This is a genomic window from Streptomyces alanosinicus, from assembly GCF_014650595.1.
In the GTDB taxonomy this organism is placed as follows: domain Bacteria; phylum Actinomycetota; class Actinomycetes; order Streptomycetales; family Streptomycetaceae; genus Streptomyces; species Streptomyces alanosinicus.
In genome coordinates, this window is record NZ_BMVG01000001.1 from 402243 (window position 1) to 422880 (window position 20638).

Below are 20638 nucleotides of genomic sequence, written 5' to 3' on the forward strand. Positions count from 1 at the left end.
GGTAACTCCTAGCGAATACGGCTCTCTTGGGTCCGACCCCGCGTGACCGTATCCCCAACGAAAGCTTTACAGCAAGAGTCTTGAAACTCATAGCAAGAAGTTTCAACGTCAACCTTGACGTGCTCTTCTCAACTGCCGCACGCTCACCGGTTGTTGAACGTTGTCTCTTCTTTCGGAGCCGCACATGAGCAGACAGCGACCCCCGAGCGTCCTCCGCCGCACCGCGACCGCCGTGGCCGCGGGGGCCCTCGCCCTGGCCGGAGCCATCGCGCTGCCCACGACACCCGCACAGGCGGACACCACCGCCAAGGGCGATGTGATCGCCAACCTGTGGGAGTGGAACTGGGACTCGATCGCCTCGGAGTGCACGAACGTCCTGGGCCCCGCCGGCTACGGCGCGGTCCAGGTGGCACCGCCACAGGAGTCCCTCAAGCAGTCGAACTACTACTGGTGGGACGCCTACCAGCCCTACTCCTACTCCCTGAACAGCCGCTTCGGCTCACAGGCGAAGTTCGCCTCGATGATCACGGCCTGCCACAAGGCGGGGGTGAAGGTCTACACGGACGCGGTGATCAACCACACGGCCGCCCAGACCGGCACCGGCTACAACGGCACGACGATCACCGACAAGTACTCCACCCCCGACTGGAGCCGCTCCGACTACCACGACTCCAGCCAGTGCCCGACGTCGGACCTGACCATCCAGGACTACTCGAACCTGACCCAGGTCCAGAACTGCGAACTGCTGGGCCTGCCCGACCTGAAGACCGGGTCGGACACCGTCCGCACGGGTCTCGCGAACTACCTGAACTCCCAGCTGGCGCTGGGCGTCGACGGCTTCCGGATCGACGCGGCCAAGCACATCCCCGAGACCGACATCGCGGCGATCGAGGGCAAGCTGAGCAACACCGCGTCGGGCTCGGCGCCGTATGTCTTCCAGGAGATCTACCCGGGTTCGACCCCGCAGCCGAGCGACTACTACGCCACCGGTGACGTCCTGGACTTCACCTACGCGAGCAAGCTCAAGTCGGCCTTCCAGGGCAATGTCTCCGACCTGTCCTCGATCGGGAGCAGCGGCATCCTGCCGGCCGCGAACTCGGTGTCGTTCGTGACGAACCACGACACCGAGCGCAACGGGCTGCATCTGTCGTACAAGGACGGCGACACCTACGAGCTGGCGAACCTCTTCCAGCTCGCGTACAAGTGGGCCACGCCCACGGTGTACGCCAGCTGGGAATGGACCCGGAGCGACCAGGCCCCGCCGAACTCCTCGGGCTTCGTGACGGACACCGACTGCGCCGGCGGCGCCTGGTACTGCCTGGACCGGGACACCGCGGTGGTCGGCATGGTGGCCTGGCACAACGCCACCGACACCGCCGCGGTCTCCGACTGGCAGACCAAGTCGTCGAACGTGATCGGCTTCGGCCGCGGCGGCAAGGGCTTCTTCGCGCTGAACAACGGCACGAGCAGCGCGACGTACACCTTCGCCAGGGGCATGGCGGACGGCACGTACAGCAACGTGATCGACGGCGGCAGGTCGACGGTGACCGTCTCCGGCGGCAGCGCGTCGGTCACCGTCCCCGCGAAGGGCGCGGTCGCCTTCTACAACTCCTCCTACACCTGCACGGTGGGCTGCGGGGACGCGGGCGGAAGCTCGGGCGACACGGTGAACGCGACGTTCGACGAGTACGGGCCGACCGCCTCCGGCACGAACGTGTACGTGGTCGGGTCCATCGCGGCGCTGGGCGGCTGGGACACCTCCAAGGCGGTCCGGCTGTCGTCGTCCGGCTACCCGCTCTGGTCGGGCGAGGTGAGCGTCCCGGTGGACACGTCCTTCACCTACAAGTACATAAAGAAGGACGGCTCGGGCAATGTGACCTGGGAGTCGAACGCCGACAGATCGGCGACGACGACCACGTCGGCCCTCTCGCTGAACAACTCCTGGAACGTGGCGGACACCGACGCCACCGACGTCACCTTCCACGAGACGGCGACGACGGACTGGGGGACCAACGTCTACGTCACGGGCTCGATCCCGTCCCTGGGCTCCTGGAGCACGTCCGACGCCGTCCCGCTGTCCTCGGCGTCGTACCCGGACTGGAACCGGCTGGTCATCGTCCCCAAGAGCACGTCCTTCACGTACAAGTACGTGAAGAAGGACGGCTCCGGGAACGTGACCTGGGAGTCCGGGACGAACCGCGCATACACGACGGGCAGTTCGTCCGGCTACACGACGAGCGACACCTGGAAGTAGGCCTTCCGGGTCAGCAGCTCGACTTCCCGGCGTAGATCGCGAGCGCCGTGTTCGAGCCCAGGGTGGCGGTGAACTGCCCACTGGAGTTCACCGTCACCGTCGTGTTGTTCTGGACGTTGCAGTACGTCCCGGCGGGCAGCGATGTCTGGTACGTGCGGGACAGGGCCGAGGACTCGTGGTTGATGGCCACATAGCCCTTGCCGCCCCGACCGAAGGCGATGGCGTTGTTGCCGTTGTCCCACCAGTCCGAGACCGCCTGGCCCTGCGTCGCGTTGCGGAAGGCGACCATGGACTTGATCTCCGGCCAGGCGTGCTGGCACTTCCAGCCGTCCTGCCAGCAGGCGTTGACCTGGCCGTTGTTCGGCGGGCCCGCGTCCACGTCGGACCACTCGTAGCCGGAGTTGATGTCCGGGGCGCCGTAGGGCCAGGCGAGCATGAAGACGTTGGCCAGGGTGTAGTTGGCGCCGTCCTTGTAGTTCAGGGTCGAGCCGCCCCGCTCCGTGTCGTGGTTGTCCACGAAGACGCCCGCCACCGAGCTCTTCAGATAGCCCCAGCCCTCGCCGAAGTTGTTCAGGTACGCGAGCTTCTCGGAGTTGAGGACGCGCTTGAGGTCGTAGGCGTAGCGGAACTCCTGGACGTCGCCGTTGCCGGTGTACTCGGAGGGCTGGACGGCCTCGTTCGCGCCGTAGATGACCTCCTGCTTCCAGTAGGCGGAAGGGTTCGTCAGGCGCGACTTGATGTTCGCCAGGTCCTCGGCCGGGATGTGCTTGGCCGCGTCGATACGGAAGCCGTCGGCGCCGAGCGAGAGCAGGTCGTTCATATAGCCGGCGATCGTCTTGCGGACGTACTCCTCGCCGGTGTCCAGGTCGGCCAGGCCGACGAGTTCGCAGTGCTGGACGTTCCAGCGGTCCTGGTAGTTGGTGACCTGGGCCGTGCAGTCGTCGAGGTCGGCGGAGGAGTACAGGCCCGGGTAGTCGTACTTCGTATACGACGAGCCGCCGGTGCCGGTGCCGGATCCGGCCGACATGTGGTTGACGACGGTGTCGACGACGACCTTCAGTCCGGCCGCGTGACAGGTGTCGATCATGTTCTTGAAGGCGGTGCGGTCGCCGAGCCGGCCCGCGATCTTGTACGACACCGGCTGGTACGAGGTCCACCACTGCGAGCCCTGTATGTGCTCGGCGGGCGGCGAGACCTGGACATAGCCGTAGCCGGCGGGGCCGAGGGTACTGGTGCACTCGCGGGCCACCGAGTCGTAGTTCCACTCGAAGAGGACGGCGGTGACGTCCTTGGTGCCGGGCGGGGAGGCGTCCGCGGTAGTTGGGGTCATGACAAGGGTGGCGGCCGTGAGGGCGACCGCCCCGGAGAGGAATCTGCGTGCCATGTGGGGGTTCCTTCGACGTTGAAGGCCTATGGAGAGCCCGCTGAAGGCGCTTGCTGAAATCTTTCAGCAAACTTGCGGTGACGCAGATGTTAAAGGCCCGCTGTCCGAAAGACAGCGGGCCGTTGTGAAGTTGATGCAAAAACTTCTCGACGGGTCGTCAGACCATGCCGAACCACACCGTGGTGTCGGCGGGCAGCCTCGTCCCGCCGTCCGCCTCGGTGATCTCACCGCTGGCCAGCAGCACCTGCCCGCTGACCGGGAACGTCACCGGCTCCCCCGTGGTGTTCGCGACACACACGAACTCCCCGCGCCGGAAGGCCAGGACGCCCTCGGGCGCGTCCAGCCACTGCACCGCGTCGCCCGCGCCGAGGTCGGGCCGGGTCCGGCGGACGCTCAGCGCCGAGCGGTACAGCTCCAGCGTCGAGCCGGGGACACCGGTCTGCGCCTCCACGCTCAGCTCGGCCCAGCTCTCCGGCTGCGGGAGCCAGCTGCCGCCGCTGCCGAAGCCGTACGAGGAGCCCTCGCAGGTCCACGGGATCGGCACCCGGCAGCCGTCGCGGAAGCCGTCCTGGCCGGCGCCCCGGAAGTACGCCGGGTCCTGGCGCACCTCGTCGGGCAGGTCGACGACGTCCGGCAGGCCCAGCTCCTCGCCCTGGTAGACGTAGGCCGAGCCGGGCAGGGCCAGCATGAGCAGGGTGGCGGCGCGGGCGCGGCGCAGGCCCAGCGCGCGGTCTCCGGCGGTGCGGATCTGGGTGCCGAGGCCGGGCGGGTTGGCGAAGCGGGTGGCGTGCCGGGTGACGTCGTGGTTGGACAGCACCCAGGTGGCCGGGGCGCCGACCGGGCGCATGGCCTGAAGGGTGCGGTCGATGACCGTCCGCAGCTCCTTGGCGTCCCACTCCGTCGACAGGTACTGGAAGTTGAAGGCCTGGTGGAGTTCGTCGGGACGGACGTAGTTGGCGGTGCGCTCGACAGTCGGCGTCCAGGCCTCCGCGACGAAAATGCGCTCGTCCGCATACTCGTCCAGGATCGTGCGCCACTGCCGGTAGACGGCGTGCACGCCGTCCTGGTCGAAGAACGGCATGACATCGTTGCCCAGCAGTTTCAGCTGGTCGTGCGAGCCGAGGTCGGGCAGACCGTCGGCCTTGACCAGGCCGTGGGCCACGTCGATACGGAAGCCGTCGACGCCCATGTCCAGCCAGAAGCGCAGGATCGAGCGGAACTCGTCGCCGACCGCCGGGTGTTCCCAGTTGAAGTCGGGCTGCTCCGGCGCGAAGAGGTGCAGGTACCACTCGCCGGGCGTGCCGTCCGGTTCGGTGATCCGGGTCCAGGCGGGGCCGCCGAAGATGGACTCCCAGTCATTGGGCGGGAGTTCGCCGTTCGTTCCCTTGCCGGGGCGGAAGTGGTAGCGCTCGCGCAGCGGGGATCCGGGGCCCTCGGCGAGGGCGCGCTTGAACCACTCGTGCTGGTCGGAGGAATGGTTCGGGACGAGGTCGACGATGATCCTCAAGGCCAGCTCGTGCGCGTCGCGGATCAGCGCGTCGGCGTCGAGCAGATTGCCGAACATCGGGTCGACGGCGCGGTAGTCGGCGACGTCGTAACCGGCGTCGGCCTGCGGGGAGGCGTAGAAGGGGCTGAGCCACACGGCGTCGACACCGAGGTCGCGCAGATACGGCAGACGGGCGCGAACGCCTTCCAGGTCGCCCATGCCGTCGCCGTTGCTGTCGGCGAAGCTGCGCGGATAGACCTGGTAGATGACCGCGTCCCGCCACCAGTCGCGGCGGTCGGCTACGGCGGATACGGCGGCTGCGGAGTGGGGGGCCGGTGCGGCGGGGTGCTGCTGGCTCATGGCGTCCTTGATAAGAGAGATGGGGTCATGGGCGCGTGGGCGTTGGTACGGCGAAGGATGCCGGGACCGGGGGGTGTGCGAGGCGGCCGCGGTGCTGCGGGGTCGGATGGGCACCGCGGCCGCCTACCCGCGCACATGCCGGTGCGCGGGAACCCTTGGGGGTGGGGCGGCTCAGCCCTTCGTGCCGCCCGCGGTCAGGCCGGTGACGAGGTTCTTCTGCACGAGGTAGAAGAACACCGACACGGGTATCGCGATCAGCACCGCGGTGGCGGCCATGTAGTTCCACTGGGCGTCGTGCTGGCTGACGAAGGTCTGCAGACCGACCGCGAAGGTGTACTTCGAGTCGTCCAGCAGGAAGGTCGTCGCGAAGGCGACCTCGCCCACGGCGGTGATGAAGTTGTAGAAGGCGGCGACGGCCAGGCCCGGCCGGGCCAGCGGCAGGATCAGCCGGAAGAAGGTGCCGAACGGGCTGAGCCCGTCGACGCGGCCTGCCTCGTCTATCTCGAAGGGGATGGTGTCGAAGTACCCCTTGAGCAGCCAGGCGCTGTACGGCACGGCCGTGGTGCAGTTGATGATGATCAGCGCCCAGTAGGTGTCGATGAGGCCGAGATCGCTGAAGATCTGGTACATCGGCACGATCAGGATGGCGATCGGGAAGGCCTGTGTGAGCAGCAGGACCCACATCAGCTGCTTGTAGCCGGGAAAGCGCATCCGGGAGACCGCGTAGCCGGTGGTCGCGGCGACGAGGACACCGATCAGGGTGGTGCCGAGAGCCACGATCATCGTCGACTTGAACCAGTCGAAGAAGCCGGTGTGCTCCAGCACGAAGCTGTAGTTGGAGAAGCTGAACTTGCCCGCGATCCGGCTCGGGTGGAGGTAGTCGTCCTTGTCCGGGCCGAGGGAGAGATAGAACAGCCAGGCCACCGGGGCGAGCGCGATGAGGCTCGCGACGGCGAGGCCGCCGTGCAGCAGGGCGGCGCCGAGCGGGCCGCGCTCGCCGCGCCGGCCCGTCCGGCTCGGGGGCTGGGCGGCGGGGGCCGGTGCGGTCTCGGTCTTTTCGAGGGTCGTGGTGCTCATGGCGGCGGCTCCTGCGGCGTCAGACGGCGAGCTGGTCATTGCGCTTCAGCCAGCGGAAGTAGAAAGAGGTGAAGACGACGAGGACCGACAGCAGCAGCACGCCGTACGCGGCGGACTGGGCGTAGTCCCGCGGCTGCTGTCCGAAGCCCAGCTGGTAGGCCCAGTCCACCAGGATCTGGGCGTCGGGGGCGCTGGTGGGTCCGAACAGCAGGAAGATGATGACGAACTGGTTGAAGGTCCAGATGATGCCGAGCAGCACGACGGTGGAGCTGACGGCCCTCAGCCCCGGCAGGGTGACATGCCGGAAGCGCTGCCAGGCGTTCGCGCCGTCCATCTCGGCCGCCTCGTAGAGGGTGGAGTCGATGGACTGCAGGCCGCCGAGGAGCGAGAGCATCATGAACGGCACACCGCACCAGGTGTTGACCATGATCGCGGCGAAGCGCTGCCAGAAGGTATCCTCCAGCCACTGCGGCTGGGGCAGGTGCAGGGCGCCGAGGATCTGGTTGACCACTCCGGAGTCGGCGAGCATGATCCGCCAGGAGAAGACGGTGACGAAGGCCGGCACCGCCCAGGGCAGGACCAGCAGCAGCCGGTAGAAGGTGCGGCCGCGCAGCTTCTGGTTGAGCATCAGCGCGAGGCCGAGTCCGATGGTGTAGTGCAGGAACACACAGGCAGCCGTCCAGAAGACGGTCCACAGGAAGTGCGACCAGAAGCGGTCGTACGACGTCGGGCCGAACAGGATGTCCTTGTAGTTGTCCAGGCCGACGAACTTGTAGGTGGCGGCGATGTGGTTGACGCCGATCGTTCGCGCCGAGTTGAGGCTGTCGGCGTCCGTCAGCGTCAGATAGAAGCCGCGGATCAGCGGATACCCCACGATGACGGCGAGCACGACGACGACCGGGGCGATCATCGCGTAGGCGTACCAGTACTTCTGGAAGCCGTTTCTGATGCGCTGCCCCGGTCCGGGCCGAGGCGCGCGGTCACCGCGGCGCTCGCCGGTCGCGCGGTCGATGGCGACGGTCATGGTTCGACACCTTCACAGGTTCACGGGGTTGGGCCGGGGTACGCGGGCAGGGAATCGGGCTGGGCGCGGGGCGGTGGCCGTCGGATCCCTCCCCTCCTGTCACGGGGATCCGACGGCCACGCGGGCGTCACTTGCTGAAGTCGGGCACCAGCTTGGCGATGGCCAGCTCGGCGTTGTTCAGACCCTGGTCCAGCGACTCCTTGCCGCCGGCGACCTTCGCCAGCTCGGTGTCGAGCGGAACCCACAGGGAGCTGTACTCGGGCAGCTCGGGGCGGGGCCGGGCGGCGCTGAGGACGCTCTGGAAGCCGGCGATGCCGGGGTCGGCCTTGACCTTGGCGGTGAAGGCGTCGGAGCGGGTGGGCAGCGTGGAGTTCTTCAGGGCGATGGCCTCCTGGGAGGTCGCCGAGGTCATGAACTTCACGAACTTCAGGGCCGCGTCCTGGTGGGCCTTGTCGGAGCCGGCGTAGACCGAGAGGTTGTGGCCGCCGGTCGGGGCGCCCGCCTTGCCGGCGGAGCCGGCCGGGACGGTGGCGATGCCGAGGTTGGCCTTGTCCTTGAAGGCGCTGCCCTTGTAGAAGTTGGTGATCTCCCAGGGGCCCTGGACGATCGCGGCGACCTTGCCGTTGACGAACGCGTCCTGGATGTGGGCGTAGGCGTCGGCGGTGGCGTCGGCCTTGTGCAGGCCCTTGCCGGAGAACAGGCCCAGCCAGGTGCCGTAGCCCTTCTTGGCGGCGGCCGAGTCCACGGTGATCTTCTTGGCGGCGGCGTCGACGGTGTCGGTGCCCTCGCCGTAGAGGAAGCTCTGCGCGTAGTAGGCCTGGGTGGAGCCCCAGTAGCCGTCGGTGCCGGTCTTGTCCTTGATCTTGGCGGCGTCCGACTTCAGCTCGTCCCAGGTCTTGGGGGCGTCGGTGATGCCGGCCTTCTTGAACAGGGCCTTGTTGTAGACAAGGGCGAGGGTGTCGGTGACCAGCGGGACGCCGTAGGTCTTGCCCTGGTACTGGGCCTGCTTGATCAGGCTGGGCTGGAACTTGGCCTGGTCGGCGAGGGCCTCGGTGCCGTCCAGCGGCAGGAAGTAGCCCTTCTTGGCGAAGGCCGGGGTCCAGCCGACCTCGGAGCGCAGGATGTCCGGGGCGCCCTTGGAGCCGGCCGCGGTGTCGAACTTGTTCTGGGCCTGGTCGAAGGGAACGTCGACGTAGTTGACCTTGATGTTCTTGTTGGCGGCCTCGAACTGCTTGACCAGGGCCTGGTACGTCGGCGCCTCATTCGTGGCGTTGGAGGTGTCCCACCAGGTGAGAGTGACCGGGCCGCCCGCCTTGCCGCTGTCGCTGTCGTTCCCGCCGCAGGCCGTCGCCGTGAGGGCGAGGGACGCCACCAGCGCGGAGGCCGCTATGCCACGCCGCATGAGTTCTCCTTGAGGGTGAAAGCCCGTGATGCCGACTGCGCCGTCGCGGCCGCCGGGCGACCAGGAACGTAACAGCGTTGTAAGCGTTGCGAAAGACCTTGCAGAAAAAAAGTGCAAGGGAACACGATGGTTACCCCGTCGTTACCGCTCAGCGGAGGGGGGACACTTGTGCAAGACTCTGCAAGCTCTTGCCGCCATCCATTCGAGGGAGCCCGATGAGGCAGCAACCCAAGACGGGCCGTCCGGCCGCTCGCGCACGGCGTCCCGTCGGTGTGCAAGGCGCCGTACGACCGGTACAGTCCGGTGCCGTGACCACACGGCTTGCCGACATCGCTGCGCAGGCGGGGGTGAGCGAAGCGACCGTCAGCAGGGTCCTCAACGGGAAGCCGGGCGTCGCCGCCACCACCCGCCAGTCCGTGCTCGCCGCGCTGGACGTCCTCGGCTATGAGCGCCCGGTGCGGCTGCGGCAGCGCAGCGAGGGGCTGGTCGGTCTGATCACGCCGGAGCTGGAGAACCCGATATTCCCGGCGCTCGCCCAGGTCATCGGCCAGGCGCTGACCCGCCAGGGCTATACGCCGGTGCTCGCCACACAGACCCCGGGCGGGTCGACCGAGGACGAACTGACCGAGATGCTCGTGGACCGCGGGGTCGCCGGGATCATCTATGTCTCCGGGCTGCACGCGGACACCACGGCCGATATGCAGCGCTATGAGCGGCTGCGGGCGCAGGGCGTGCCGTTCGTGCTGGTGGACGGGTTCTCGCCGCAGGTGCAGGCGCCGTTCATCTCCCCCGACGACCGGGCCGCGATGACGCTCGCCGTGACCCATCTGGCCTCGCTCGGGCACGCCCGGATCGGGCTCGCGCTCGGACCGAAGCGGTTCGTGCCGGTGCAGCGCAAGATCGAGGGCTTCGTACGGGCGATGCAGGACCAGTTGGGACTGAGCGCCGAGACGGTCGAGACCGAGCTGATCCAGCACTCGCTGTACACCCTGGAGGGCGGTCAGGCGGCGGCGACCGCGCTGATCGAGCGGGACTGCACGGCCGTGGTGTGTGCCAGCGACATGATGGCGCTCGGTGCCATACGAGCGGCCCGGCAGCGGGGGCTGGAGGTGCCCAGGGACGTGTCGGTGGTCGGCTTCGACGACTCCCCGCTCATCGCGTTCACCGACCCGCCGCTGACCACGGTCCGCAAGCCGGTGCCGGCGATGGGGCAGGCCGCGGTGCGCACGCTGCTGGAGGAGATCGGCGGCACGCCCGCGCCACACAGCGAGTTCGTGTTCATGCCGGAGTTGGTGGTGCGCGGTTCAACCGCTTCGGCGCCGCACGTGGTCCGTACGTCGTAGCGGTCGTCCGTATGTCGTAGAAGGTGCGAGCCGGACCCGACCTTGGGATGATCTGGCGAGGAAGCCTTGTCTGGCAGACTTGATGCCTATGAGTGACTCGACCGTGACAGAGTCGGAAGGTCGCGAGAAGGTGGCCGTTCCGCAGGCCGTCACGGGCGAGGTCGGACGAACTCCACGGAGTCTGCCGGCCCGGCTGCGGCAGCCGCGCCGGCCCCGGCTGTGGTTCGAGATCCTTCTGATCGCGGTGAGTTACTGGACGTACTCACTGATTCGCAACGCCGTCCCCGAGCAGAAGGGCAAGGCGCTGCGCAACGCCGACTGGATCTGGCGCGTCGAGCACGGTCTGGGCATCGCCGTCGAGCAGTCCGTCAACCACGCCGTGAACTCGGTGAATTGGCTGATCGTCGGCATGAACTACTACTACGCCACACTGCATTTCGTGGTCACGCTGGGTGTCCTGGTGTGGTTGTACCGGTGGCATCCCGGCCGGTACGCGGCCGCCCGGCTGGTGCTGTTCGCGACGACCGGTGTGGCGCTGGTCGGCTACTACCTGTTCCCGCTCGCCCCGCCCCGGCTGATGCGCGGCGGGCACTTCGTGGACACGGTGATGGTGCACCACACGTGGGGCTCGATGGCCTCCGGCGATCTGAAACACATGTCGAACCAGTACGCGGCGATGCCGTCGATGCATATCGGCTGGTCGCTGTGGTGCGGGCTGACGATCTTCGCGCTGGCCTCCGTGCCGTGGGTGCGGGTGCTGGGGCTGCTCTATCCGACGGCCACGCTGCTCGTCATCGTCGCCACCGCCAACCATTTCTGGCTGGACGCGGTGGGCGGCATGCTGTGCCTGACGTTCGGCTTCACGATGGCGCGGGTGTGGTACGGCGCCCTGCCGTACGCGCTGCCTCGGGGTGCGCGGGGGGCCAAGGCCCGGGAGACGCGGGAGTGGGGGGGCGGAAGCTGCGGCGCCCTAGGGCGCAACACGCCCTAGAGGGATCTGTGGGGTGGTGGAGGTCCGCTGCGGCCGTCACGTCGAGTCGCCGTAGAAGCTCTCCTCCATCACCGTGCGTGCCCGGCGGGTCGTACGCCGGTACGCGTCCAGCATGTCTCCCGCGTGTCCGGCGCCGTAGCCCAGGTAGCGGCCCACGGCGGACAGCTCGCGGGGCTCGGTGGGGAAGGTGTCCCCGGCCCGGCCGCGCACCAGCATCACCGCGTTGCGCACCCGGGTGGCCAGCACCCAGGCCTCGTCCAGGATCTCCGCCTCCTCGGCGGACAGCAGGCCGGCCTCGCGGGCGGCGGCCAGTGCCGCACGGGTGCGGGTGGTGCGCAGACCGGGGATCTCCCAGCCGTGCCGGAGCTGGAACAGCTGGACGGTCCACTCGACGTCGGACAGGCCGCCGGGGCCCAGCTTGGTGTGCAGCTTGGGGTCGGCGCCGCGCGGGAGGCGTTCGGACTCCATACGGGCCTTCAGCCGGCGGATCTCGCGGACCGCGTCCTCCGTCAGGCCGTGCGACGGGTAGCGCAGCGGGTCGATCAGCTCGGTGAAGCGCCGGGCCAGGTCCTCGTCCCCGGCCACGGGCTCCGCCCGCAGCAGCGCCTGGGACTCCCAGACCAGGGACCAGCGCCGGTAGTACGCCTCGTACGCCTTCAGGGTGCGCACCAGCGGGCCCGACTTGCCCTCCGGGCGCAGACCGGCGTCGATGAGCAGCGGCGGGTCGGCGCTGGGCAGCTGGAGCAGGCGGCACATCTCGGCGACGACCTTGTTCGCGGCGGCCGCCGCCTCGTGCTCGTCCACACCGTCCTGCGGTTCGTGCACGAAGAGGACGTCCGCGTCGGAGCCGTAGCCCAGCTCGTGGCCGCCGAAGCGGCCCATCCCTATGACCGTGAAGCGAGTGGGGAGCGTGTCGCCCCAGCTGTCGCGGACCACCGCGCGCAGGGTGCCCGCGAGGGTCGCGGCCGTGAGGTCGGAGACCGCGGCGCCGACCCGGTCCACCAGGGCGCCCTGGTCGGCCTCGGCGGGGCTGGTCTCGGTGCCGTAGGAGCCGACGATGTCGGCGGCCGCGGTGCGGAACAGCTCGCGGCGGCGCACACCACGGGCCGCGGTGACGCCCTGCGCGGCGTTCTCCGCGCGGCCCACGGCGGCCAGGATCTCCTGCTCCAGGGGGGCGCGCTCGCGCGGTGTCAGACCGGCTCCGCGCATGCCCGTGCCGTCGCCGTCGCCCAGCAGGGCCACCGCCTCGGGGGCGCGCATCAGGAGGTCGGGGGCGAGGCGGCCCGCCGAGAGGACCCGTGCCAGGTTCTCCGCTGCCGCGCCTTCGTCGCGCAGGAGGCGCAGGTACCAGGGGGTCTTGCCGAGCGCGTCCGAGACCTTGCGGAAGTTCAGCAGGCCCGCGTCCGGGTCCGCCGAGTCGGCGAACCAGCCGAGCAGGACGGGGAGCAGGGTGCGCTGGATCGCCGCCTTGCGGGTCACTCCGGAGGCCAGGGCCTCCAGGTGGCGCAGGGCGGCGGCCGGGTCGGCGTAACCGAGCGCGACGAGGCGTTCGCGGGCCGCCTCGGCGCTCAGGCGGGCCTCGCCGGGGGCGAGTTGGGCCACCGCGTCGAGGAGCGGGCGGTAGAAGAGTTTCTCGTGGAGCCTGCGGACGACGCCCGTGTGCCGCTTCCATTCGCGGATCAGCTCGGCGGCGGGGTCCGTGCGCAGGCCCAGGGAGCGGCCCAGGCGCCGCTGGTCCTCCTCGGCCACGGGGACCAGGTGGGTGCGGCGCAGGCGGTACAGCTGGATGCGGTGCTCCATGCTGCGCAGGAAGCGGTAGGCCTCGTCGAGGCGGGCGGCGTCCTCGCGGCCCACGTAGCCGCCGGCGGCCAGGGCCTGCAGGGCGTTCAGGGTGGTGCCGCTGCGGAGGCCGGGATCGGTGCGGCCGTGCACCAACTGGAGGAGCTGGACGGCGAATTCGACGTCGCGGAGGCCGCCGGGGCCGAGCTTGAGTTCTCTGTCGATCTCGGACGCGGGGATGTTCTCGACGACGCGTCGGCGCATCTTCTGGACGTCCGCCACGAAGTTGTCGCGCTCCGCGGCCGTCCAGACCATGGGCTCCAGTGCGTCGACGTACGCCTGGCCCAGCTCTGTGTCGCCGGCCACCGGGCGGGCCTTGAGCTGGGCCTGGAACTCCCAGGTCTTCGCCCAGCGTTGGTAGTAGACGAGGTGGGAGGAGAGGGTGCGGACGAGGGGGCCGTTGCGGCCCTCGGGCCGGAGGTTGGCGTCCACCGGCCAGATGGAGCCCTCGACGGTCGTCTCCGAGCAGATCCGCATGAGGTGGGAGGCGAGGCGGGTGGCCGAGGTGAGCGCCTTGACCTCGGTGGCGGCTTCGGCCGCTTCCGCTACGAAGATCACGTCCACGTCGGAGACGTAGTTCAGTTCCTGGCCACCGCACTTGCCCATCGCGATCACCGCGAGGCGGCAGGCGGCGGCGTCCTCGGGGGCGTGCGCCTGCGCCATGGCCAGGGCCATGCGCAGGGTGGCGGTGGCGAGGTCCGCGAGTTCGGCGGCCGTCTCGGCGACGTCGGTGGTGCCGCAGACGTCGCGGGCGGCGATGGAGAGCAGACAGCGGCGGTAGGCCACGCGCAGGGAGACGGGGTCGGTGGCGTCGGCCAGGCCGCGCTCGAACTCCGTGAGGCCGGGGTGGAGGTCCTGGGGCTCGTAGGTGACCAGGGCCTGCCAGTCGGCGGGGTGGCGGGCCAGGTGGTCGGCGAGGGCGGCGGAGGCGCCGAGGACACCGAGGAGGCGGTCGCGGAGGGGTTTGGCCGCGATGAGGGTGTCCAGGAGCTCGCGGTGGGCCGTGGGGCCGGCCTGGGCCTCCAGGAGGCGGACCAGGCCGTGCAGGGCGAGGTCGGGGTCGGCGGTGGCGCCGAGGGCCTCCAGGAGGACGGGGTCGTCGCGGACGGGGGCGAGTTCCGAGCCGTCCAGGAGGCGTTCGGCGGCGGAGGGGTCGGTGAAGCCGTGTCGGAGCAGGCGGGTGAAGGTGCTGCTCCTGCGGCCCGGCGTCATGCTCGGCCTCCCCTGGGATGTCGGTCTTCCTGGCCAGAGCCTAACCGGATCGGGGGTAGGGGGTGGCGGATGCCGACGGTGGGCTCCGCGGGTGCGTCGTGGGGTGCCTGCGGTGGGCTCCGCAGGTGCGTCGTGGGGTGCCTGCGGTGGGCTCCGCGGGTGCGTCGTGGGGAGCCTGTGGCGGCCCGTGCGGGTGCGTCGTGGGATGCCCGCGGCGGGCTCCGCGGTGCGTCGTGGCATGCCCGCGGCGGCCCCCGCGGGTGCGTCGTGGGATACCTGCGGCGGCTCTGCAGGTGCGTCGTGGCATGCCTGCGGTGGGCTCCGCGGTGCGCCGTGGCATGCCCGCGGCGGGCTCCGCGGATGCGTCGTGGGATACCTGCGGCGGCTCTGCAGGTGCGTCGTGGCATGCCTGCGGCGGGCTCCGCGGTGCGTCGTGGGATACCTGCGGCGGCTCTGCAGGTGCGTCGTGGCATGCCTGCGGCGGGCTCCGCGGTGCGTCGTGGCATGCCTGCGGTGGGCTCCGCGGGTGCGTCGTGGGGAGCCTGTGGCGGCCCGTGCGGGTGCGTCGCGGCATGCCCGCGGCGGGCTCCGCGGTGCGCCGTGGCATGCCCGCGGCGGGCTCCGCGGATGCGTCGTGGGATACCTGCGGCGGCTCTGCAGGTGCGTCGTGGCATGCCTGCGGCGGGCTCCGCGGTGCGTCGTGGCATGCCTGCGGTGGGCTCCGCGGGTGCGTCGCGGGATGCCCGCGGCGGGCTCCGCGGATGCGTCGTGGCATGCCTGCGGCCGCCCGTGTGGGTGCGTGGTCAGATGCCTGCGGCCGCCCGTGCGGGTACGTCGTGGCTTGTCGAGCGCCTACGGTGAGTGGAGAAGTCGGCGCCCCGGCGGGTGGTGTCCGTCCTCGGGCCGGCGGGCTGTTTTCTTCGAGGGGCGCTCCGTGTTTTCGCCGGCCGCCGCGGGCGGACACCACCCGCCGTGTCCCCTTGCCGCCGTACGCGAGCGAAGGCAGTCGTTCATCCGCTCTTCATCAATTCGGTTGGATGCCGTGAGGCGGGGGCATATTGGCGTGTGCATGCTCTGTCCGCACCGCCAGCCCCGTTGTTCCCCCCACCCGGAGGTTGATGTGTCCGGCAGTTCCGTTACCCGTACCGTCGTGGCGTCCGCGGCGGCCCTCGCCGCGACCGCGGTCGGGCTGTGGACCGGGATCGGCGAAGGGTCCGCGCATGCCGCGGGCGCCGTGCCGAGCCCGGACCACGTGGTCGTCGTGGTCATGGAGAACCACGCGTACAGCCAGGTCATCGGCTCCTCCAGCGCCCCGTACATCAACTCGCTGAAGTCGGGAGGTGCCAGCCTGACGCAGTCGTACGCCGAGACCCACCCGAGCCAGCCCAACTACTACGCCCTGTTCTCCGGTTCGACGCAGGGGGTCACGGACGACAGCTGTGTCGATCCGGGCTTCTCGTCGGACCCGAACCTGGCGTCCGAGGTGATCGACGCCGGCCGTACCTGGGCCAGCTACAACGAGTCGCTGCCGAGCGAGGGCTCGACGACGTGCAGCAGCGGCAAGTACGCGCAGAAGCACAACCCGTGGTTCGGGTTCGACAACGTGCCGACGTCGAGCGCGAAGACGTTCGCGCAGTTCCCGACGGACTACTCCACGCTGCCCCAGATGTCGTTCGTGACCCCGAACCTGTGCAGCGACATGCACGACTGCTCGGTGTCCAGCGGTGACACCTGGATCAAGAACAACCTGGGTGCCTACGCGAGTTGGGCCAAGACCCACAACAGCCTGCTCGTCATCACGTTCGACGAGGACAACCGGCTGAGCGGGAACCGGATCCCGACCGTGCTGTACGGGCAGCCGGTCGCGGCCGGGTCGTCGAGTTCCACGACGTACAACCACTACGACCTGCTGCGCACCCTGGAGGACAGCCAGGGGCTGACCTCGCACGCGGGCAACGCGGCCGACGCCGAGGACATCAGCGGCATCTGGGCGTCCTGACGTGTACGTAGCGGACAGCCGCGCGAGCAAGCCGGCGTCCGCGGACGGTGCCGTCCGGCCGGTGGCCGGGCGGCGCCGTGCCGCGATCGCCCCGACCGTGCTCGCGCTCGGAACGGTCAGTCTGGTGACCGATGTGTCGAGTGAGATGGTCACCGCCGTCTTGCCGTTGTACCTGGTCACCGGGCTCGGCCTGTCACCTTTGGGGTTCGGGCTGCTCGACGGCGTCTACAACGGGTTCTCGGCCCTCGTGCGGCTCGTGGGCGGGCATCTCGCGGATCGCGGTGGCGGGCGGCACAAGTGGGTCGCCGGGGTCGGGTACGGCATCTCCGCCGTGTGCAAGCCCTTGCTGCTGGTCGCTCATTCGCTGACGCCGATCGGGCTCGTGCTGGCCGCCGACCGCACCGGGAAGGGGCTGCGGACCGCTCCGCGCGATGCGCTCATCTCGTTGTCGAGCACGGCGGAGAACCGGGGGCGTGCCTTCGGGGTGCATCGGGCCATGGACACGGCCGGGGCGCTGCTCGGGCCGCTGGTCGCCTTTCTGATCCTGCGGGCGACCGTGGACGGGTACGACGCGGTGTTCACCGTCAGTTTCTGTGTCGCCGTCGTCGGTGTGCTCGTGCTGGTGCTCTTCGTGCCGGGCGGGAGGCGGGGTGACGCCGGCGCGGTCGAGCGGCCCACGCTGCGGGGTGCGGTGGGGCTGCTGCGGCGGCGGGGGCTGCGGCGGATCGCTGTGTGCGCGTTGCTGCTGGGGCTCGCCACGGTGAGTGACTCGTTCGTCTATCTGCTGCTTCAGCGGCGGCTCGGGGTGCCGGACCGCTGGTTCGCGCTGTTGCCGCTCGGTACGGCCGCCTCGTTCCTGCTGCTCGCGGTGCCGCTCGGACGGCTCGCGGATCGGGTGGGGCGGTGGGCGGTGTTCGTGGCCGGGCACGGCGGTCTGCTGGTCGCGTACGCGTTGCTGCTGACCGCGTGGCGCGGATCGGCCCTGCCGTATGTCGTACTCGCCCTGCACGGCGCCTTCTACGCGGCCACCGACGGGGTGCTGATGGCGGCGGCCTCGGACGGGGTGCCGGAGGCGCTGCGCTCGTCCGGGCTGGCCCTCGTGCAGACCGGGCAGGCGATGGCTCGGTTCGCCTGCTCGCTGCTGTTCGGCGCGGCCTGGACCGTGTGGGGCGACCGGGCGGCGCTGGCGGGGGCGGCCGTGGCGCTGGCCGCGTGTGCCCTGTTCTCACTCACCCTGCGTCCGAAGGGGACGGTGCCCGCATGACCGTACGCAGCCGCATCCTGATCCTGGTCGCGGCCGTCGCCGTGCTGGCGGTGGTCGGCGGCGCGGCGGTGCTGCATGCCTCGGCCCGGGCCGACCGGCGCAACCACACCCAGGCGGGCGGTCCGCGGGTCACGCCGGGGACGGTGACGCTGACCGGGAACGGGTCGATGATCTTCCGGAACATGGCGTGGGGGCCGCACCGGGACGAGCTGACGGCGGTTGCGGCCGGTGATCCGTCCGGGCCGCGTACCGCGTCCGGCGTCAAGTGCCTGCGGTTCTACGCCGCTTCGGGGACGGGTGTGTGCCTGCAAGCGGTGCACGGGCCGGTTTCGGACACCTATCGGGCGCTGGTTCTGGATGACCGGTTGAAGGTCGTACACCGGTACGACGTCCCGGGCATCCCCTCCCGTGCCCGGGTCTCCCCCACCGGGCACTTCGCCGCCTGGACGGCGTTCGTGGGCGGTGACAGTTACGCCGGTACGAATTTCTCGACGCGCGCGGCGATCGTGGACACCAGGAGCGGTCGGCTGATCCCGACGCTGGAGGACTTCCGGATCGTCAAGGACGGGCATCCGTACCAGGCGGCGGACGCCAATTTCTGGGGCGTGACGTTCGCGCGCGACGACCGCACCTTCTACGCGACGCTCGCGACCAGGGGCAGCACCTATCTGGTGCGGGGCGATCTGCGCGCCCGTACGGTCACGACCCTGCACGCGAACGTCGAGTGTCCCTCTCTTTCGCCCGACGGCACGCGGATCGCGTACAAGAAGCGGGTCGAGGGCCTGTCGAAGGACGCGCCGTGGCGGCTGTACGTCCTCGATCTGCGCACCATGCGGGAGACCCCGCTCGCCGAGCGGCGCAGCGTGGACGACCAGGCGGTGTGGCGGGACGCCCGTACGGTCGTGTACGCGCTGCCGGGGGACTACGGCGCCGATCTGTACCAGGTCCCGGCCGACGGGTCGGGGGCGCCCCGGCGGATCAGCACGGCCGCGGTGTCACCGGCGTACATCGGATAGCCGGACCGGTGACGGCCCCGTGACCTGGGCTGATCCGGGGTCGTTGACCAGGGTATGAAGAAGATCACCGCTCTCGCCGCGCTGACCGCGGCCGGTCTCGGGTTCGCCGCCCCGGCCCAGGCCCATGACAGCGACCACGGCCGCATCAACATCGCCGGCCGGACCCTGTCCGGGAACAAGCTCTGCGAGCAGGCCCTCGGGCTCGTCCCCTTCGCCGTGCCGATGACCGGCCAGTCGGTGTACGACGCCTGCAACAACCACGACCACAACGGCCGCGTCCAGCCCCCGCACGGTCACGTACAGCAGTACCAGGAGACCAACACCGAGTCCGACTGGGAGTGACCCCCGGACCGACTCGGACCGGTCTCGGCAGGAACCCGTGGGGGCCGGCGGTCCGTGACCGTCGGCCCCCACGGGATCGTTTCGCCGGAGAGCCGCTCCGGCCTGCGGCTACAGCACCGGCAGGTTCTTGCGCAGCTCGAACGCCGTGACCTCCGAGCGGTACTCGTGCCACTCGGCCTGCTTGTTGCGCAGGAAGAAGTCGAAGACGTGCTCGCCGAGGGTCTCGGCGACCAGGTCGCTGCGTTCCATCAGGGCGAGGGCCTCGCCGAGGTTCTGCGGGAGGGGCTCGATGCCCATCGCGCGGCGCTCGGCGTCGGAGAGGGCCCAGACGTCGTCCTCGGCGCCCGGCGGCAGCTCGTAGCCCTCCTCGATGCCCTTCAGGCCGGCCGCCAGCAGGAGGGCGTAGGCCAGGTACGGGTTGGCGCCGGAGTCGATCGAGCGGACCTCGACCCGGGCGGAGCCGGTCTTGCCGGGCTTGTACATCGGGACCCGGACCAGGGCGCTGCGGTTGTTGTGGCCCCAGCAGATGTACGACGGGGCCTCGCCGCCGGCGCCCGCCGTGCGCTCGGAGCCGCCCCAGATGCGCTTGTACGAGTTCACCCACTGGTTGGTGACCGCCGAGATCTCCGCCGCGTGCTTCAGCAGGCCCGCGATGAAGGAGCGGCCGACCTTGGAGAGCTGGTACTCGGAGCCCGACTCGTAGAACGCGTTGCGGTCGCCCTCGAAGAGGGAGAGGTGGGTGTGCATGCCGCTGCCCGGGTGCTCGGAGAACGGCTTCGGCATGAAGGTCGCCTGGACGCCCTGCTCCAGTGCGACCTGCTTCATGACCAGGCGGAACGTCATGATGTTGTCCGCCGTGGAGAGCGCGTCGGCGTAGCGCAGGTCGATCTCCTGCTGGCCCGGCGCGCCCTCGTGGTGGGAGAACTCCACCGAGATGCCCATCGACTCCAGCATGGTGATCGCCTGGCGGCGGAAGTCCATGCCGACGTTGGTCGGGGTGTGGTCGAAGTAGCCCGAGTTGTCGGCCGGGGTGGGGCGGGAGCCGTCCAGCGGGCGGTCCTTCAGCAGGAAGAACTCGATCTCGGGGTGGGTGTAGAAGGTGAAGCCCAGGTCGGAGGTGCGGGCCAGGGCGCGCTTGAGGACATAGCGCGGGTCGGCGAAGGACGGGGAGCCGTCCGGCATGAGGATGTCGCAGAACATGCGGGCCGTGCCGGGGGTCTCCGCGCGCCACGGCAGGACCTGGAAGGTGGAGGGGTCCGGCTTGGCGATCATGTCGGACTCATAGACCCGGGCGAAGCCCTCGATGGCGGAGCCGTCGAAGCCGATGCCCTCGTCGAAGGCCTGCTCCAGTTCGGCGGGGGCCACGGCGACGGACTTCAGGAAGCCCAGCACGTCCGTGAACCACAGGCGTACGAACCGGATGTCGCGCTCCTCCAACGTCCGGAGCACGAACTCCTGCTGCTTGTCCATCTTCAGCTACCCCATCCTTGCTGGTCAGGCCGCCCGTCCCCGCATCCCGCAGGAGGCGGTCGGGCTCCTGAGCATCCCACCACAACACCATTTCACGCGCGTTGCGGACCTTGATCGCCCGAGCGTCTTCGGCCTGAACGCCTCTCGTACGGCAGGTGTACTGCTGTGTGGCCCA

At 69.8% G+C, this 20638-nt stretch carries 14 protein-coding genes; 7 read left to right on the forward strand and 7 right to left on the reverse strand.

The genetic code is table 11. The features are described from left to right. Window positions 1-184 precede the first annotated feature (184 nt). Window positions 185-2254: a carbohydrate-binding module family 20 domain-containing protein gene (locus IE277_RS01810; protein ID WP_189947799.1), complete on the forward strand. Its 2070-nt coding sequence runs from the start codon at window positions 185-187 to the stop codon at window positions 2252-2254. 10 nt (window positions 2255-2264) lie between these two features. Here IE277_RS01810 and IE277_RS01815 read toward each other — a convergent pair whose 3' ends face one another. The 5 genes from IE277_RS01815 to IE277_RS01835 form a co-directional block, all read right to left on the reverse strand. Next, on the reverse strand, window positions 2265-3638 hold the full coding sequence (locus tag IE277_RS01815) for an alpha-amylase (RefSeq protein ID WP_189947801.1): 1374 nt from the start codon (window positions 3636-3638) through the stop codon (window positions 2265-2267). A gap of 157 nt (window positions 3639-3795) precedes the next feature. Beyond that, window positions 3796-5484 carry a glycoside hydrolase family 13 protein gene (locus IE277_RS01820; protein WP_189947803.1) on the reverse strand — a complete coding sequence of 563 codons (1689 nt, stop codon included), beginning with the start codon at window positions 5482-5484 and terminating at the stop codon, window positions 3796-3798. Between the two features lie 171 nt (window positions 5485-5655). Next, on the reverse strand, window positions 5656-6561 hold the full coding sequence (locus IE277_RS01825; RefSeq protein WP_189947805.1) for a sugar ABC transporter permease: 906 nt from the start codon (window positions 6559-6561) through the stop codon (window positions 5656-5658). A gap of 19 nt (window positions 6562-6580) precedes the next feature. Then, window positions 6581-7585, reverse strand: coding sequence for a carbohydrate ABC transporter permease (locus tag IE277_RS01830; RefSeq protein ID WP_189947807.1), 1005 nt, complete (start codon window positions 7583-7585; stop codon window positions 6581-6583). Between the two features lie 127 nt (window positions 7586-7712). Continuing rightward, window positions 7713-8987, reverse strand: a complete 1275-nt coding sequence (locus tag IE277_RS01835; protein ID WP_189947809.1) for an extracellular solute-binding protein — start codon at window positions 8985-8987, stop codon at window positions 7713-7715. A 308-nt stretch (window positions 8988-9295) separates the two neighbouring features. On the opposite strand from IE277_RS01835, the gene IE277_RS01840 reads away from it, so the two are divergent. Then, window positions 9296-10330 carry a LacI family DNA-binding transcriptional regulator gene (locus tag IE277_RS01840; protein WP_189947811.1) on the forward strand — a complete coding sequence of 345 codons (1035 nt, stop codon included), beginning with the start codon at window positions 9296-9298 and terminating at the stop codon, window positions 10328-10330. Window positions 10331-10418: 88 nt separating this feature from the next. Continuing rightward, window positions 10419-11321: a phosphatase PAP2 family protein gene (locus tag IE277_RS01845; protein ID WP_229880462.1), complete on the forward strand. Its 903-nt coding sequence runs from the start codon at window positions 10419-10421 to the stop codon at window positions 11319-11321. Window positions 11322-11357: 36 nt separating this feature from the next. On the opposite strand, the gene IE277_RS01850 is transcribed toward IE277_RS01845, so the two are convergent. Continuing rightward, window positions 11358-14372 (reverse strand): bifunctional [glutamine synthetase] adenylyltransferase/[glutamine synthetase]-adenylyl-L-tyrosine phosphorylase, encoded by a 3015-nt coding sequence (locus tag IE277_RS01850; protein WP_189947813.1) that lies wholly within the window; start codon window positions 14370-14372, stop codon window positions 11358-11360. A 1120-nt stretch (window positions 14373-15492) separates the two neighbouring features. Here IE277_RS01850 and IE277_RS01855 point away from each other — a divergent pair. The 4 genes from IE277_RS01855 to IE277_RS01870 are packed head-to-tail and all read left to right on the forward strand — an operon-like array spanning window position 15493 to window position 18993. Then, the gene (locus IE277_RS01855; protein ID WP_229880466.1) at window positions 15493-16371 is read left to right on the forward strand and encodes an alkaline phosphatase family protein; all 879 of its coding nucleotides are present in this window, start codon (window positions 15493-15495) and stop codon (window positions 16369-16371) included. Window position 16372: 1 nt separating this feature from the next. Beyond that, window positions 16373-17635, forward strand: coding sequence for an MFS transporter (locus IE277_RS01860; protein ID WP_189947817.1), 1263 nt, complete (start codon window positions 16373-16375; stop codon window positions 17633-17635). Continuing rightward, the gene (locus IE277_RS01865; protein ID WP_189947820.1) at window positions 17632-18651 is read left to right on the forward strand and encodes a TolB family protein; all 1020 of its coding nucleotides are present in this window, start codon (window positions 17632-17634) and stop codon (window positions 18649-18651) included. Before IE277_RS01860 ends, IE277_RS01865 begins: the two co-directional genes overlap by 4 nt. Before the next feature lie 54 nt (window positions 18652-18705). After that, window positions 18706-18993 carry a hypothetical protein gene (locus tag IE277_RS01870; protein ID WP_189947822.1) on the forward strand — a complete coding sequence of 96 codons (288 nt, stop codon included), beginning with the start codon at window positions 18706-18708 and terminating at the stop codon, window positions 18991-18993. Between the two features lie 108 nt (window positions 18994-19101). Here IE277_RS01870 and glnA2 read toward each other — a convergent pair whose 3' ends face one another. Then, on the reverse strand, window positions 19102-20463 hold the full coding sequence (gene glnA2 / locus IE277_RS01875) for a gamma-glutamylpolyamine synthetase GlnA2 (protein ID WP_189947823.1): 1362 nt from the start codon (window positions 20461-20463) through the stop codon (window positions 19102-19104). Window positions 20464-20638: the final 175 nt, after the last annotated feature.